The 16,251-nt window shown below is 71.9% G+C and carries 14 protein-coding genes; 7 read left to right on the top strand and 7 right to left on the bottom strand.

The window, feature by feature from the left end:
- Positions 1-158: 158 nt before the first annotated feature.
- Positions 159-512 carry an ArsR/SmtB family transcription factor gene (locus tag JOC24_RS19670; protein WP_205021650.1) on the top strand — a complete coding sequence of 118 codons (354 nt, stop codon included), beginning with the start codon at positions 159-161 and terminating at the stop codon, positions 510-512.
- 223 nt (positions 513-735) lie between these two features.
- Here the strand turns inward: JOC24_RS19670 and JOC24_RS19675 are convergent, their stop codons facing one another.
- On the bottom strand, positions 736-1,140 hold the full coding sequence (locus JOC24_RS19675; RefSeq protein WP_307792733.1) for a MerR family transcriptional regulator: 405 nt from the start codon (positions 1,138-1,140) through the stop codon (positions 736-738).
- Between the two features lie 409 nt (positions 1,141-1,549).
- On the opposite strand from JOC24_RS19675, the gene JOC24_RS19680 reads away from it, so the two are divergent.
- The gene (locus tag JOC24_RS19680; protein WP_205021651.1) at positions 1,550-3,055 is read left to right on the top strand and encodes a SulP family inorganic anion transporter; all 1,506 of its coding nucleotides are present in this window, start codon (positions 1,550-1,552) and stop codon (positions 3,053-3,055) included.
- Positions 3,056-3,609: 554 nt separating this feature from the next.
- On the opposite strand, the gene JOC24_RS19685 is transcribed toward JOC24_RS19680, so the two are convergent.
- Positions 3,610-4,254, bottom strand: a complete 645-nt coding sequence (locus JOC24_RS19685; protein WP_205021652.1) for a dihydrofolate reductase family protein — start codon at positions 4,252-4,254, stop codon at positions 3,610-3,612.
- A gap of 199 nt (positions 4,255-4,453) precedes the next feature.
- Here JOC24_RS19685 and JOC24_RS19690 point away from each other — a divergent pair, with 199 nt between their 5' ends.
- From JOC24_RS19690 to JOC24_RS19700, 3 genes are all read left to right on the top strand, one after another.
- Positions 4,454-4,684, top strand: a complete 231-nt coding sequence (locus JOC24_RS19690) for a hypervirulence associated TUDOR domain-containing protein (RefSeq protein WP_205021653.1) — start codon at positions 4,454-4,456, stop codon at positions 4,682-4,684.
- 170 nt (positions 4,685-4,854) lie between these two features.
- Positions 4,855-6,366: a cryptochrome/photolyase family protein gene (locus JOC24_RS19695; RefSeq protein WP_205021654.1), complete on the top strand. Its 1,512-nt coding sequence runs from the start codon at positions 4,855-4,857 to the stop codon at positions 6,364-6,366.
- Between the two features lie 146 nt (positions 6,367-6,512).
- Entirely contained in the window at positions 6,513-7,688 is a 1,176-nt protein-coding gene (locus JOC24_RS19700) for a spore photoproduct lyase family protein (protein WP_205021655.1), read from the top strand.
- 73 nt (positions 7,689-7,761) lie between these two features.
- Here the strand turns inward: JOC24_RS19700 and JOC24_RS19705 are convergent, their stop codons facing one another.
- Positions 7,762-8,679: a universal stress protein gene (locus JOC24_RS19705; protein ID WP_205021656.1), complete on the bottom strand. Its 918-nt coding sequence runs from the start codon at positions 8,677-8,679 to the stop codon at positions 7,762-7,764.
- A gap of 350 nt (positions 8,680-9,029) precedes the next feature.
- Here JOC24_RS19705 and JOC24_RS19710 point away from each other — a divergent pair, with 350 nt between their 5' ends.
- Both JOC24_RS19710 and JOC24_RS19715 read left to right on the top strand, forming a co-directional pair.
- Positions 9,030-9,587 (top strand): DUF3291 domain-containing protein, encoded by a 558-nt coding sequence (locus tag JOC24_RS19710; protein ID WP_205021657.1) that lies wholly within the window; start codon positions 9,030-9,032, stop codon positions 9,585-9,587.
- Positions 9,588-10,126: 539 nt separating this feature from the next.
- Entirely contained in the window at positions 10,127-10,855 is a 729-nt protein-coding gene (locus JOC24_RS19715; protein ID WP_239580689.1) for a TOPRIM nucleotidyl transferase/hydrolase domain-containing protein, read from the top strand.
- Here JOC24_RS19715 and JOC24_RS19720 read toward each other — a convergent pair.
- The 4 genes from JOC24_RS19720 to JOC24_RS19735 all read right to left on the bottom strand — a co-directional run bounded on the left by JOC24_RS19720 (position 10,783) and on the right by JOC24_RS19735 (position 16,099).
- Positions 10,783-12,054, bottom strand: a complete 1,272-nt coding sequence (locus tag JOC24_RS19720) for a vWA domain-containing protein (RefSeq protein ID WP_205021658.1) — start codon at positions 12,052-12,054, stop codon at positions 10,783-10,785. The genes JOC24_RS19715 and JOC24_RS19720 overlap by 73 nt on opposite strands.
- Positions 12,051-13,349: an AAA family ATPase gene (locus JOC24_RS19725; protein WP_374104511.1), complete on the bottom strand. Its 1,299-nt coding sequence runs from the start codon at positions 13,347-13,349 to the stop codon at positions 12,051-12,053. Before JOC24_RS19725 ends, JOC24_RS19720 begins: the two co-directional genes overlap by 4 nt.
- Positions 13,350-13,485: 136 nt before the next feature.
- On the bottom strand, positions 13,486-14,898 hold the full coding sequence (locus JOC24_RS19730; protein WP_205021659.1) for a hypothetical protein: 1,413 nt from the start codon (positions 14,896-14,898) through the stop codon (positions 13,486-13,488).
- Positions 14,899-15,028: 130 nt separating this feature from the next.
- Positions 15,029-16,099, bottom strand: coding sequence for a glycoside hydrolase family 43 protein (locus JOC24_RS19735; protein ID WP_205021660.1), 1,071 nt, complete (start codon positions 16,097-16,099; stop codon positions 15,029-15,031).
- Positions 16,100-16,251: the final 152 nt, after the last annotated feature.

The raw sequence follows: 16,251 nt of genomic DNA on the forward strand, positions 1-16,251 counted from the left end.
TCGGGAAGTGGAGGGGGTACGTCGAGGGGCGCCGGGTGGGGCGACCGGACGACAGCAACTACGATAGTTGGCGTAGTACGTCATCTGTCAAATTACGAAGATCCTCGTACAAAGGTTGGTGCGGGGAGCCGAAGCCACCGTTCAGGAGCTGACCGACCATGACGAAGCAGCCGGACGCCGCGCCCGCGAGGGGCCGGGAACTGCCGCACCCCGACTCCGACGCGATCCGGCTCGGCGACGTCCTGCACGCCCTGGCCGACCCCGTGCGGCTGAGCGTCGTCAGCACCCTCGCCGCCGACGGCGGCGAGCTGGCGTGCTCCGAGATCGAACTGCCCGTCTCCAGATCCACGTGCACGCACCACTACCGGGTGCTCCGCGAGAGCGGGGTGCTGCGCCAGGTCTACCGGGGCACGGCGAAGATGAACCAACTGCGGCGCGAGGACCTGGACGGCCGCTTCCCCGGACTGCTCGACAGCGTCCTCGCCGCCGCCGATGAGGGGGCCGGTGTCTGAGTGGTGCGGCGCCTGGGGTCCGGCGGCCGGGGCCGTCGGACTGTTCCACGCACCATGGGTGAGTCGCGGGTGCTGTCACCGGCCTGCAGCGGTGTCGGAGACCTCCGGGTGAGGCGGGAAGGGCTGCCGCGCGCCGCTGATGTGCTCTCGCCGTGCGGGCGCGGGGCGAGGTGGTGGTTCGGGTCGGTCGGTGTCGCGCGGCGTGCTCCGGGTGCGGGGCCGGTCAGGGGCGCGCGGCTTGCTCCAGGTGCGTGCGGAGCGTGGCGGCGAAGTCCTCGGCGCGGGCCAGCTGGACCCGGAGATCCTCGATCTTGCGGGCGGCGCTGAGTTCGTACGCCCGGACGCGCTCCAGGAGTTGTTCCCTCTCCTCGGCCGCCGGCGGCTCACCGGTGTCGAGGCGGTCGGTGGCTTCCAGGAGGTCGCGCATCTCGTCCAGGGTGAAGCCGAGCGGCTTCATGCGCCGGATGACCATCAGGCGTGCGACATCCGCCTCGGTGTAGAGGCGGAACCCGCCCTGCGAGCGGGCGGAGGGGATGACCAGGCCCGTCTCCTCGTAGTGCCGGATGGTGCGCAGCGAGAGCTCGGTCCGTGCGGCGACCTCACCGATCTGCATGTGCCGGCTGCTCACGCGGCGCCCTTCCTCTTCTTCCGCCGGGACCAGAGGCGGCCGACGTCGATCTCTACTGTAACGTTAGGTTAGAGTTGCGGAGCCCCGGGGGCGGCACCTGCCGTCCGTGGCTCGCTCCGCGCCGGGGACGGCTCCGGATTCCGTGACCCGTGCCGGGGGCGACGACGCCCCCGGCGAAGACCGTCCCGCAGGAGTTGATCGCGCGCATGTCCATGACGCCAGGCATCGCCGCCTGCCCGCCGTGATCCTCCGCCCCTGAGCAGTCCCGGACCCCGCTCACCCGTGTCTGCCGTCCCTGTGACCTCGGCCCGCCGTACGTGGGCTTGACGGAGGGCCGCCCCGGTCCTCCCGCTCCTCCCCGCACGCCCTGATGCCGCCGGGCGTGCCCGAGTACGACAGGTAACCCATCTTGTCCACGTCCGTACTGTCCCCGGCCGCTCGGTTGCGCGGTCTGCGTCCCGACTGGCTGCACGACCCGAAGGTCTGGCGTACCGAGGTCCTGGCCGGACTCGTGGTCGCGCTCGCCCTGATCCCTGAGGCGATCTCGTTCTCGATCATCGCCGGCGTCGACCCCGCGATCGGCCTGTTCGCCTCGTTCACGATGGCGGTGACCATCTCCGTCGTCGGCGGGCGCCGTGCGATGATCTCCGCGGCGACCGGCGCCGTGGCGTTGGTGATCGCGCCTCTGAACCGTGAACACGGCTTCGGGTACCTGGTCGCGGCCGTGATCCTGGCGGGCGTCTTCCAGATCGTCCTCGGCGCACTCGGCGTCGCCAAGCTGATGCGGTTCGTACCCCGCAGTGTCATGGTCGGCTTCGTGAACTCCCTCGCCGTCCTGATCTTCATGGCGCAGGTCCCCGAGATGCACGACGTGCCCTGGCCGGTCTACCCGCTGATCGTCGGTGGCCTCGCACTCATGGTCTTCTTCCCGAAGGTCACCAGGGTCGTCCCGGCCCCCCTGGTCTCCATCGTCGTCCTCACCGTGATCACCGTCGCCGCGGGCATCGCGGTGCCGACCGTCGGCGACAAGGGGGACCTGCCGTCCTCCCTGCCGGTGCCCGGCCTGCCGGACGTGCCGTTCACCATGGACACCCTGACCACCATCGCCCCCTACGCGCTCGCGATGGCGCTGGTCGGCCTGATGGAGTCGCTGATGACGGCCAAGCTCGTCGACGACATCACCGACACCCATTCCTCGAAGACCCGAGAATCCGTCGGTCAGGGCATCGCCAACATCGTCACCGGATTCTTCGGTGGGATGGGCGGCTGCGCCATGATCGGCCAGACCATGATCAACGTGAAGGTGTCCGGTGCCCGCACCCGCCTCTCCACCTTCCTGGCGGGCTCGTTCCTGATGGTGCTGTGCATCGTCTTCGGTCCGGTCGTCTCCGACATCCCCATGGCGGCCCTGGTCGCGGTGATGGTGATGGTGTCCTTCGCCACCTTCGACTGGCACTCCGTCGCACCCGGGACGCTCAAGCGGATGCCGGCCGGCGAGATCGCCGTCATGGCGGTCACCGTGGCCTGCGTGGTCGCCACGGACAACCTCGCCATCGGTGTCGTCGTCGGCTCCGTCACGGCCATGGTGATCTTCGCCAGGCGCGTGGCCCACCTCGCCGACGTCACCGCGGTGACCGCCCCCGACGGCGGCAGCGCGGTCTACACCGTCACCGGCGAGCTGTTCTTCGCCTCGTCCAACGACATCGTCGGCCGGTTCGACTACGCGACCGAGGCCGACAGGATCGTCATCGACCTGACCGCCGCCCACATCTGGGACGCCTCTTCCGTCGCCGCCCTCGACGCCATCGAGACCAAGTACGCCCAGCGCGGCAAGACCGTCGAGATCATCGGCCTGAACGAGCCGAGTGCGAGGATCCACGCACGGCTGAGCGGCGAACTGACCGGCGGCCACTGAGCGTGTCAGGGGATCGTCGCGGCGGCGGTCGAACCGCGGGGCGAGACGGGTGACGAGAGCGCCGCCACCATGAAGGGCACGCCCTCCTGGACGAAGTCGCGGTCTTGGCGAAGGCCTCGTCGAGCTCGCCCGGGGTAACCCGGCACTCCTGGCCGGCGAGGGCCTTGGGGGACTCGAAGACGGATACCTGGTTGCGGAGTTCACCGCCTCGCAGGCCGTAGTGCACGAAGTGGCACGCCGGGCCGACGTTCACCACGACCTCGAGCTCGTCGACAACGCTTACGTGGTGTCGGACGAGAACGCCGAGGGTGGGGCCCGCGTCTCGCTCGACTCCGGCGGGGCCCACGAGGGCGGCATGGCCCGGGGCCCGCCGCCTGCACGGTGGGACCGGTCCCCGCCCGGCGTCGCGTCCGGACCGACGGGGTGGACGCCTCGCTCTCGTCGGAACGCCGGGCGCGGATCCCTGACGAGGTGATCGTGACGCCTGCCGGGGGCTGCGGTGCCTCCGGCAGGCGTCACGCCTCCTCGGCGTGGGCGTGCACGTGTCCCAGGCGTCACTTCCGCCAGAACAGGTGGTGGGTCACGCCGCTCGGGCTGGGCACGACCTCCAGGTGGAACCGGTCGAGCAGCTCATCGGGTGACTCCCAGAGCCGTAGCCCGGAGCCGAGCTTCACCGGCGAGACCGCCACGTGCATGGTGTCGACGAGGTCGGCGTCGAGGAACTGCCGGATGGTCGTCACCCCGCCGCCGAGCCGTACGTCCTTGCCCTGTGCCGCCTCCCGCGCCTGTCCGAGGACCGCGGCCGGGTCGCCGTCGACGAAGTGGAACGTGGTGTCGGAGAGCGTGAAGGACGGCCGCCCGTGATGGGTCATCACGAACACCGGGGTTCGGAACGGAGGCTCGTCCCCCCACCAGCCGCGCCACTCGTGGTCGCTCCAGGGTCCGCGCTGGGGACCGAACTTGTTGCGGCCCATGATCTCGGCACCGATGTTGCGCGGGTAGTCCCGCGTGAAGTAGTCGTCGAGGCCGCGGCTCCCCCCGGGATCGGTGCGCATGGGCCAGCTCGCGGTGGCGCCCGCCCAGGCGAACAGCTGCCCGGGATCCACGCTGCCGAAAGGATGTTCGAAGCTTTGGTCCTCGCCGGCGGCGATGCCATCACTCGAGATGCCGAAGTTGTGGACTCTCAGTAGCTGGGTCAACGGATTCCTCCTGCGTTGTCGACAACATCAGTAGGACCGTCCCCGCCGGAACGGCTCATCGCTGCGTCCGGGGGAACTGTGCCCCCATTCTCGCCGACACCGCCGGGAGCGACTGCTCGCCGGAGTGCGCCGCGCGTCGAAGAGCGGGAGAGTGAGCAACGTCGTCCACCGCGGGGGCCTGGAAGGGAGAGTGCGGACCATGGCGAAGGAGAAGAAGCTCGGCAAGGGTGACGAGGTCTCCTGGAGCAGCCACGGGCAGGACGTCCCGGGGAAGGTGAAGAAGAAGATCACGGGGCGCCGGGAAGCGGCCGGACGCACCGTCGACGCCTCCGAGGACGAACCGCAGTACGAGGTCGAGAGCGACAGGAGCGGTCGCAGGGCCGTCCACAAACCGCAGTCCCTGCGCAAGAAGAAGGGCACCGGTTCGTGAAACGGAGCTCCTCGGGCGCGCACGGCGCGGTGCGCGCACACCCGGGAGAAACGGGATCACCGGCGTGTGCGGGGTACGGCGCACGCCGTCGTGCGCTTTGATCGGCGTAGGACAGCGCCGCGTCGCGCAGTGCGCCGGCCAGGCAACAGACCGTCATCGGAGCGCTCGGCATGGCTGAGGAAGAGTCCGGCACCCCCCACTGGCTGTTCGGCGACCAGCTCGGCCCGCATTTCGTCGACCCGTCGCGGGGCGGCCCCCACCGGGACGCGCCACTGCTGATGATCGAGGCCCGCAGCGTCTTCCGACGACGGCGGTTCCACCGCGCCAAGGCCCATCTGGTGCTGTCCGCGATGCGCCATCGAGCCGCCGAACTCGGTGACCGCGTGAGGTACATCAAGGCCGACACCTATCGTCAGGGCCTGCGCGAGGCGGTGGGGGACGGCCCGGTGACCGTGCACCATCCCACGTCGCACGCGGCCCTCGATCTCGTGCGCGCGCTGCCCTCCGTACGCGTCCTGCCGGCACGCGGCTTTCTCGTGACGCACGACGAGTTCAGGAACTGGGCGGACGACCGCGTCACGAAACACCTCCGGCAGGAGGACTTCTACCGGTGGGTCCGCCAGACGCACGACCTGCTCATGGAGGGCGACCGCCCCGTGGGCGGCCGGTGGAACCTGGACCACGACAACCGGCAGCCCCCTCCGAAGGGAGCCTCGGATCTCGGTCTCCCGGCGCCCTACCGGCCGCGGGAGAGCGAGATCGACGCCGAGGTGCGGTCCGACCTGGACCGCTGGGCGCGTGACGGGGACGTCGAGTTCGTCGGTGAGGACGCGCCGCGCAGGTTCCCCGCCACCCGCCGCGAGGCACTCGCCGCGCTCCGCCGCTTCGTCGAACACCGCCTCGCCACGTTCGGCGCGCACGAGGACGCGGTTCTCGCCGGCGACGCGACGATGAGCCACAGCCTGCTCTCCTCGTCGCTCAACCTCGGCCTGCTGGACCCCGCGGAATGCGTCGAACGGGCCGAGGCGCGATGGCGTTCAGGCGACGTCCCGCTCAACAGCGCCGAGGGATTCGTGCGGCAGATCGCCGGATGGCGCGAGTTCGTCTGGCACGTCTACTGGTACTTCGGTGCGCAGTACCGCGCGAGCAACGCCCTGCGCCACCACGAGCGCCTGCCCGACTGGTTCACGGAACTGTCCTCGGACGCGACGGAGGCGAACTGCCTGTCCCACGTCCTGGAGCAGGTAAGGACGACAGGCTGGACGCACCACATCCCACGTCTCATGATCCTCGGCAGTTTCGCCCTGCAACGCGGATGGGAGCCGCAGGCCGTCACCGACTGGTTCCACCGCAGTTTCGTCGACGGCTACGACTGGGTCATGGTCCCGAACGTGGTGGGCATGTCCCAGTACGCGGACGGAGGCCGCATGACCACCAAGCCGTACACGTCCGGCGGTGCCTACATCGACCGCATGAGCGACCTCTGCGGCCCCTGCAGGTTCAAGCCGTCCGTGCGGGTGGGGGAGGATGCCTGCCCCTTCACGGCCGGTTACTGGAACCTTCTGCACCGCCACCGCGACAGGTTCGAACGCAACGCGCGGATGACCCAGGCGGTGCGGGGGCTGGACCGGCTCCGTGACCTCGACGAGCTGCTCGAACAGGAGCGCGAGCGTCAGGACTGAGGCCGTCCGGTCGGAAGCGGCCCACGCGGCGCGGCATGATGGGTCCCGGGGCGGACGGACCCCGGCAGGCCGGCCTCCCGTGGAGCGCGTTCTCCGTCCCGCCGGCATCCGATCGAGAGGCCGCAGTACGCGGTGAGGAGAAGCACGTGGAGCGACCGGCGTCGGGGCCCGCCCCGGGAGAGCCCGAGCAGCAAGCGCTCTTCGGGTGGCCGGACGCCGCTCCGGCGCAGGTCCCGCACCAGCCGTTCCGGGACAGCCCGCAGGCACGCCGGATGCTCGATGTGCGGGAGGTGTACGCGGAGCCTGCGGCCCTCGACTCCCCGCGCGGCCGGCAGATCATGGCCCGGCTGCCCGGGGTGCGCGTGACCGAGGTCGACAGCCACTGGCGCATCCCCTCCCTCCACGGAAACGACGGCAACATCGCCCGGTGGGTACGCATCAAGACCGAGACGCTCGTCCTCGGGGTCAAGCACACGCTGGCGACGCGCCCCAACGGCAGGTCTGCCGACTGGATCGCCCCCGGCCCCTCCAACGGCTGCGCGATGGCCTGCGCCTACTGTTACGTCCCCCGCCGCAAGGGCTACGCGAACCCCATCACCCTGTTCACCAACATCGAGGCGATCGTCGCCCACGTCCGGCGCCACGTCAGGGCGCAGGGCCCCAAGACGACACCCAACCAGTGTGATCCGCAGGCATGGGTCTACGACGTCGGCGAGAACGGTGACTGTTCCGTCGACGCCCTCGTCTGCGACAACACGGCAGACCTCGTCGCCGCCTTCCGCGGTCTGCCGACGGCGAAGGCGTCCTTCGCGACCAAGTTCGTCAATCCCGACCTGCTCGCACTCGACCCCCAGGGGCGCACCCGGGTGCGCTTCTCCCTCATGCCGGCCGACGACGCCCGGCTGCTGGACATCCGCACCAGCCCGGTCGACGAGCGGATCGCCGCAGCCGCCGATTTCCTCGATGCCGGCTACGAGGTCCACTTCAACCTCTCCCCCGTCGTCCTGCGCCCGGGCTGGCAGCGGGACTGGGCCGACCTGCTCATTCACCTCGACGACGTCCTGCCCGCCCGGGTGAAGGAGCAGGCCGCGGCCGAGATCATCATGCTGACCCACAACCAGCAGCTCCACGAGGTCAACCTGGGCTGGCACCCCCGCGCGGAGGAAGTGCTGTGGCAGCCGGCCGCCCAGGAGACCAAGCGCTCACAGAACGGTGCCGTCAATGTGCGCTACGCCCGCGAGACCAAACAGCAGTCCCTGACCCGGATCCAGCAGCTGCTGGCGTCGCACGCGCCGTGGCTGCGCATCAGGTACGCGTTCTGACGGGGCGCGACGCGGGATCACACGGCCTCCACGCCGCGGGGACGACCACGTGCCGGCCCCGGGCCCCGGCCCGTCAGTCGTCGCTGCCGAGCCCCTCCTCGCTGACCCCCTGACCCTCGCGCGCGTACGGCACGATCTGCACGGGGCAGTGGGAGTGATGCAGCGCGGCGTGGACGACATGGCCGAGCCCCAGGACGGAGATACTGCGCCGCTCGTGGCTCCCCATGACGAGAAGTCCCGTCTCCCGGCTCGCCTCGACGAGCGCGGACGCCACGGAACGGGCCGTGACCACCTCCGCACGCACGGTGAGACCAGGACGGTCCGCGCGGAGCCGGGCGGCCAGGTCGTTCGTGAGCCGCTCACCCGGACCTCCCGCGTCGTCGGACGGGGCCGGACGGCCACCGACGCCGGCGAGCAGTCTCCGTACGTTCAGCAGACGCAGAGACTGTCCGCGTGCCTGTGCTTCCTGTGCCGTCCTGGCCAGCCACACGGCGTCCTGCTCGTCCCGGACCGCGGCCGTGACCGGTGCGCCGTCCTTCCCGCCGGTCTCACCACGCACCACGATCACGGGAGCGGGGCTGCCGACCGAGGCTTCGAGCCCGGTCGATCCCAGCAGCAGGGGACCGAACCCGCCGCTGCCCCTGCTGCCGACGACGATCGTGTCGCCCGGGCGGGCAGCCGCGTGGAGCGCGGCGACAGGGTTCCTGCGGCTCATCTTCACCGCGACGTCGAGCGAGGGGAATCGGCGCCGTATCTCCTTCTCGGCCTCCGCCAGCAGGGCATTGCCTCTGTCCTTGACGTGCTCGGACGTCTCGAACGAAGCGAATCGGTCCAAGCGGTCCAGGTTGGTGGCGTGTACGAGAAACAGGCCGTGGTGCAGCCGTGCGGCATCGGCCGCACCCCAGAGTGCCGCGGCCGTGGCCTGCTCCGAACCATCCACGCCCACGACCGTCCTCGGCCGCTCCCTGGCGCCGGACATCCGGGTACGCATGGCTACTCCTCGTGCCGGCCGTCTTCTGTCCGTACCTTCATGCTGTCACCGCCTGACGTGATCCGGCCAGCGCGGGAGGGGGCCCGGAACGGGAGATGAACCCCCGGGCCCTGCCGGGCGGGGCCACGCAGTGACCCGTTCGAGAGGCCACTCGGACAGGAAAACCGCAACTTGGACACGGCCCGCGAGGGCGGCTACCTTCACCTGGCCCTCGGCGATCGCCCACGGTCGTAAGGGAGTTCCCTCAGACCGACCCACCGCGACAGCATGAGCCGGCCACGCCCGACGAATCCTCGCGCTCATGCCTGGCCACCGAGCCGTGTCCACACACCCCGACCAGGGAGAGACGCATGCCCCATCTTGCTCTGTACACATTCGGCGTCCTGAAATCACCTCTCGCCGATCCCGCACCTCTCACACGCGAGTTCTACGACATCGGCGAGGCCGTCTACGGGAAGATCGGTCAGCACCCCGGGTACCTCGCTCGTGCCGAAGCGGCAGACGGTGACCCGGGCATGCTCTTCGAGGCCGACTGGTGTGCATGGGGTGAGTTCGCCGTACCGACCTGGTACGGCAAGGGCCGTACGGTGGAAACCACCGCCCTGGCCACGACCCTCTCACTCTGGACCGACCTGCGCCCCGCCTTCGACGCCATCTACACCGGGCTGCACCGTGAGGCGCTGAACAGGCGTTACGACTGGTTCGAGAGGACAGGACACCCGAGTTACGTGTTCTGGTGGGTCCCCGACGGTGTGACACCCACCTGGCAGGACGGGGTTTCCAGGCTGGAACACCTCCACGACCACGACTCCGCGCCGCACGCCTTCACCTTCCGCCACTCGTACACACCGGAGGGAACTCCGGCCGGGATCAAAGGCATCGCGCCGAAGAGCGACCAGGTTCGCTGACGAGGAACCCTGAACGACCGGATTCGCTGCCGCCGGTCCCGCAGAGGTCCTCGACTGCGCCTGCGGCCACTGCCTCACCGAGCCCGACCCCGCACCCACACGACCCGGGCTCCACGGCCGGCCACGCGCCTCCGGGACTCCTCGTCGCCGGTCCCGTGGCCGATGCGGTCGGTACCGGCCCGCCCTGGCGGGCCGCGCGATCCTGATCGCGCCGGCCACCGCGGGGGCTCTCCTGTCCTCGTCCGTACGCGGCCCGAGGGCGCCGCATGACACCGAGGTCCGGGCGGCCGGTGACCGGGCACCGGAAGCCGCGGAGCGCGCTGAGTGGCAACGGCGGGCCCGGTGGTGTTCCCGGCCCGCGGCAGCAGTGCCCGGGAGTTCGGGCCGCCGGCAGCCGCTCCCTCGCGTGTGATCCGCCGAGCAGGCGCTTGGCGCACGCCCGGGGCGAAGCCCTCCCCGAGGGGAGGGGCCGGGCCGGCGGCGTGCCCCGGGAAGAAAATGCCTACCGCGGGTGGCCGGGGACGGAGGAGACTCTGCCCATGGCTGACATGGGGGCGTTCCGGGAGGCGGTCACCGCGTGGGCGGCAGGTGGCCCCGAGGGTCCCGCGCGCGAGCTGGCCGCGCGGCTGCCCGTCCGGACCGTCGTTCTGCTCGAAGGACTGAGCGACGTCGCGGCGGTCGGCGCGCTCGCCGAGAGCCGCGGCCGGGATCTGGCGGCCGAAGGAGTCTGTGTGCTGGCGATGGGCGGCGCGATGAGCGTCGGGCGCTTCGCACGCCTCCTCGGCCCACCCGGTCTGGGTCTCCGGCTCGTGGGACTGGTCGACGAGGCGGAGCGTGGCTACTACGCCCGAGGGCTGGAGCGGGCCGGAGCGGCGCAGCAGGAGTTCTTCGTCTGCGAGGCGGACCTGGAGGACGAGCTGATCCGCGCACTGGGCGTGGCACGGGTGGAGGAACTCGTCCGGGCGGAGGGAGATCTGCGCGCCCTGCAGACCTTCCTGCACCAGCCCGCCCAGCGGGGGCGCGACGCGCAGCAGCAGCTGCGGCGTTTCCTCGGCACGAAGAAGGGGCGCAAGATCCACTACGGCCGCGTCCTCGTCGAGGCCCTCGATCCCGGCCGCGTACCCGCCCCGCTCGACGGCCTGCTCGCCGGACTCCGACCGCCGGCCGGACCGGAGGCTCGGCCGGGTGGGCCCGCTCACCCGATGGTCACCACCCGTGCCCAGGCGGGTGGCCCGTCCGGGACGTACTCGGGGTCGGACTCGTCGTAGGACGAGCGCAGCCTGCCGAACAGTCCCACCACCGTCCGGCAGGGCGGGCGCCGGGACGGCCACGGTGTCTGACCGTCGGTCAGCATCACCAGCACGTCCGGGCGGGGCCGGGACTCCAAGGCACGCGCGAAGCCCGCTCGCATGTCCGTGCCCCCGCCGCCGAGCAGCTCGACGCCCTCCGTGCCGCCGCACAGGGGGCGGACCCGGTCGGCCGCCGCGTCGCACGGCAGCACACCGACCAGGTCGCGGCGGCCGCCCACGGCCCGTGAGATCGCCGCCACCTCCAGCAGCGCGCTGCCCAGCTCCGCGTCGCTGACCGAGCCCGAGGTGTCGATCACCACGACCACCCGTGTCGGCCTGCGCCGCAGACTCGGCAGGACCGCGCCGGGGACCGCCGCCGAGCGGCGTGCCGGCCTGCCGTACACGTAGTCCTCGCCCGTGCCCGGCGCGGAAGCCGCCGCCCGCACGGCAGCTCCCAGCAACTGCCGCCAGGGCTGCGGCGGGTGGAGCGCCTCCTCCGCCCACCGCCGCCATCCGGCGGGTGCGTTCCCCGGACGGCCGACGATGCCCTGTGCCACCCGGAACAGGACCGTGTCCCGCTCCTGCGTGCTGAGCCCGTGCGCCCCGTCCGGGCCGAGGTCCCACGGGCGCGGGAGGCCGTCCGCGCCGCTGCCGCACTCCAGCCACGCCAGGTGCGCGGTGTGCGGACCGAGGCGGAACCGGCGGAGGTAGTCCTCCATCAGCTCGCCGTCCTCCAGCCCCAGGGACCCCGGGCGTACGGCTCCCTCGGGTGCCACCAGACCGTCACCGAAGATGTCGTCGTTGATCTCGCAGTCCGCCGCGATGTTCATCCGCAACCGCTCGGCCGGACCGGTCAGTTCGTGCCGGTGCGCGTAGCGGTCGCCGCGCCCGTGGTGGTCCCGCAGCAGGTGCGACACCTCGTGCACCCAGACGCCTGCCAGCTCCTCCACAGGCGTACGGTCCACGAAGGCGGGCGACACGTAGCACCGCCAGTACGGATCGACCGCCATCGTCGGCACGCTGCGGGACTCCACCGGATGCAGGGCGAACAGCGCGGTCGCCAGGTACGGCCTCACGCGGGCCGCCTGGAGGCGGGCGGCGAAGAGCTTCCCGGTGTCCAGGGTGCTCTCAGGGAGGGCGCGGGGGCGTGCGGGCGCGCCGGGGGTGGATGCGCTCATCGGCCCACCCGTGTCACGTTCAGGGCCCGGGCCTTCGCCCGGTCGGCCCGCCGGGACACGGACACCACCCCGGTGAGCCCCTCGATCGACGCGGGCACCTCCCAGTCGTCCCGGCGCAGGGCTGCGAGCGTCGTCGCCGGAACGACCAGCAGGTCCGGAGCCCCGGTCTCGGCAGCCCTCACCAGGAGCGCCCAGGCCGCGTCCCACCTGGACCTCTCGGGACGGGCACGGACCGCGGCGACCACCGCGTCCAGCGCGGCCTGGCGCAGATCGCCCCGCTCGGGCAGCTCCGCGGTCCCGGGGTCCGCCAGCAGGTCCTCCGGGTCGGGCAGGTCCATCCTGTCCAGGTAGGCCAGGAACTCCAGCCCGGGGCCGTCGCCCACCGTCCCCCTCACCAGCATGGACAGGACGTCGCGCGACGCACCGGCGGCGGTCGCGAACGCGGTCAGAGACAGTGCCATGTCCCAGCTGCGCGGTGACGGCCAAGCCCCGCCCCGCATCGCCTCGCCCGAGGGCAGCCGGTGCACCAGGGTGGGCCGTGCGCCCAGCAGACCGCACACCGCGCGGCGTGCGAACGCCACGGCTTCCGGGAGCCGTTCGGCGTCGAGCGTCGGCAGCACGGCCCGGGGCCAGACACCGCCCAGGCCCCTGACCACCACGTCGGCGTCGTGCACCCACTGCAGATGGACGAACCGGTTGGCGAGCGGCGGGCTCAGCTCCCAGCCGTCGGCGGCGGAGGACCGGGGATTGGCGGCGGCCACGATCCGGACACCCGGCGGCAGGCGCAGCGCGCCGACCCGCCGCTCCAGTACGAGGCGCAGGAGCGCCGCCTGCACGGCGGGCGGGGCGGTGGACAGTTCGTCGAGGAACAGCAGTCCGCGGCCCGCCCGCACCAGCCTCACCGCCCAGTCCGGCGGCGCCATCGGGATGCCGTTGTCCGCAGGATCGTCCCCGATGACGGGGAGACCGGAGAAGTCCGACGGTTCGTGGACGCTGGCGATCACCGTGGTCAGCGGCAGGTCCAGGGTGGCTGCGAGCTGGGTGAGCGCGGCCGTCTTGCCGATGCCCGGCTCACCCCACAGCAGCACCGGCAGGTCGGCCGACACGGCCAGGGTCAGGGCCTCCAGCTGCGGGTCGGGACGTGGAGCGGTGGTCGAGTCGCGGAGCAGGGCCAGCAACGCGCCGGACACGTCGAGCCGGGACGCCCGCGCGGAGGGAGCCGGGGCACCGGACGGGGCCGACACGTCCGGGAGACCGGCGGCGGGGGTAGCGGCGAGCGGGGCGTACGTGGACAAGAGGCATCACCTGTGGATTCGTCGAAGGGGGCCGCGAGCCGGGTGACCGGCGTGCGGAGGGAACGAAGGCAGTACGGCAGGAAGGAGGGGCGGCAGGGGCGCCGGGCGTCGAGGGGCGGATCAGCACTCGGTGCGGTCAGTGGCAGGCGGCGTTCCGGGGACGGGAGCGGTGGACGCCATCGCGCAAACGCTCCCGCGCGGTCACGGGCTCCCTCGGGCCGGGATCGGCGAGACCTGCCCTGAACAGGCCATGCCGCACCCGCTGCCGGGCCGCGTCGGTGAGCAGGTCACGCAGGTCCCCGTCCCTGAGCAGCGCCCCGGCGCCGAGCATCTTCTCGACCCCGGCCAGCGCACCGGCCGAGTCCCCGTGCGCCAGCCGGTCACGGATGTCGTCGAGGCAGTCCGGCCGCCGGTGCGCCACGTCGATGACCCGCAGGCAGGGGAGGGGGGTGCCGGTCAGTGCGGCGAGCAGCTCCTCCCGCCGGATCTCGGCGGGGTCGTGGTCCAGGGGGACCAGCACCCCGCCGACCAGGCCGATCCGGTGCCGGGCGCCCCGGCAGTCCACCACGCGCGGTACGTCGTGGTGGTCAGCGCCGGGGCAGCCGGACTGCGGTGTTCCCGGAGCCAGAGCAGCCGCGACCAGGGGGTGCAGCCGTTCCGGCGCGACGAGACCGGAGCGCAGCAGCTCCAGATCGGGCAACACCCACGTCGCGGCGTCGGGGAGGACCGGTATCCCGGCGCAGGCACCCGCCCGTACGATCCGGGCGGACCGCACCTCGGATGTTCCGCCGCCTTCCCCCTGCCGGCCGGGGGAGACCCGCACGTCCAGCAGCAGCCGGTACCGGCCGCCGAGGCGCACCGTGACCTCGCCGCCGGCGGGGCGCCCCTCGGCCGCCAGGAGCAGCGCCGCCTCGTCTGCCCACCGGCCGAGCGCGAACCGCTCCGGTCCGGGAACCGGCGATGCCCAGCGAGGGAGCGGTCCTTCGGAGGGGCCGGCCCGGTCCGCCCCTGCGCGCAGGCGCAGTTCGTCGCTGCGGTCCGCGTCCCAGACATGCCGGTGCAGGTCCAGACGGAACCGCCGGTCGGGGGGCCGGTAGCCGCGGGGCCCGTACCCGGGGCCGTGCGGGGTGAGGCCGTCCCACACCGTGAGGCTGATCCGCTGCCCGGCCTCCGCCCACGCGGGCGCGGTACGCACGACGAGACGCACGGGACGGGAACGCCCCGGCTCGTCGTACCGCGCGAGCGTGACGGTCGTACCCGCACGCAGCAGGCCGTCGGGCGCGGTCCTGGGCATGTGCCACCGCAACAGGTCGGGCGCCAGCCTGCGCAGGTCGGCCCGGAGCCGGGCGGCCAGGCCGCTGCCATGGACACGTGTGACGGTACGCAGGTCGAGATCGACGTCGAATCCGGCGGCGGCGCACGCCCCAGCCCAGTCACCGGCGGTGCGCCGGGCCGTCGCGGTCTCGATCATGGATGGCGGCACGGCGATCTCACGCACGCGCGGCCAGAAGGAAGGGCGGGAATCCTCGAACGCGGTTCCGGTGAGCATCAGCACTCACCTTGCGCGGTCAGGACCCCCAATCCACGGGCATGTTGAGTAGTCATCGGCGGGAGCGTAGCCCGGACGGGCGCGGAGGGCCACACCTTTTTCGTTCCCGCCCCGCGCCCGCCGGGCTCCGTCACTCGAAGAACTTGAGGCTCCAGCCGGTGCTGGTGTTCGACCCGGGGACGTTGGCCCTGCTGTACGTGATGTCGCCCCACCAGGCGAACGTACCCGTGTACCAGTACCGGTTCGCCCACGAGTACGGAGTCCCCTTCGCGACCGCGTGGAACATGAGGGGGAACCGCGGGCCGGCCGGCGGACTCGTGTTGATGTCGCCGTCGAGCAGGACGAAGCTGTGGTGGCCGGGGCCGTCGACGTGCAGGGTGGGGTCCCAGCCGGGCATCATCGTCGCGCGGGAGGAGCCGAAGAGGCAGCCGTTCGACTTGTACCAGTCCCATACGTACGTGGGGTCGCCGCCGGCCCGGAGCCGCAGGTCGGCCAGGCAGTACTGGTTGCTCCAACTGCCGTTGGCGGAGTACACGATGTGCAGTTGCCCGTTCGGGTCCTTGATCGCCTCGGGTGCCTCGTTGATGAACGGGTTGCCGACCACCCGCTCCCAGCTCTCACGGGGCTGCGAGATGACGTACCGGGCGCCGGTCGGCGTGGTCGGACTGCTCATCCGGCTGATGTAGAGGTTCTGTTCGACGTCGGTGTCGCCCGCCCAGCCCGACCAGACGAACCAGCGCTGCCCGTTGAAGGTGAACAGCGTGCCGTCGATCGCCCACTTGTCGTCGGGCAGCGCCAGCTTCGTCTCGCCGGTGTATCCGCTGTCCGGTGCGGCCGAGCCGATGACGTACATCCGGTGGGCAGCGCCTCGTCCCGCCGAGAAGTAGATGTAGTAGCGGCCGCCGTCCCGCACGATCTCCGGAGCCCATACCTCGCCGAGGTCACGGGTGTCCGACCAGACCTGGCGGGCCGGCGCCGAGGCCAGAGCCGCCGTCGACGACGCCTGCCGAACCGCGATGCCGCCACCGGTCGACTGCACCGAGATGTACGTGCCGCCGACGCGGAGAACGCTGGGGTCCGCTGCCCGCAAGCCGGTCCGGTCCGCCCGCGCCGGTTCGGCGGAGGCGAGGCACATCGCGGCTGCGAGCAGGACGGAGAGAGCGAACGCGGCGATACCCGAAAGGTGACGAGGAAGCTTCATCATCCCGCTCCACGGTCGGCCTCCGCGCCGCGCCGCGGCAACCGGGGGAGCGGTTGCCGGCACGCGGGCGGGGGCTGGTCAGGACCATGCCGGAGAGGCACGCGGGGATGACGGGCAGCCAGGTTCCCCCGCCTCCGCACCGACATGTACAT

This window comes from Streptomyces sp. HB132, assembly GCF_016909575.1.
In the GTDB taxonomy this organism is placed as follows: domain Bacteria; phylum Actinomycetota; class Actinomycetes; order Streptomycetales; family Streptomycetaceae; genus Streptomyces.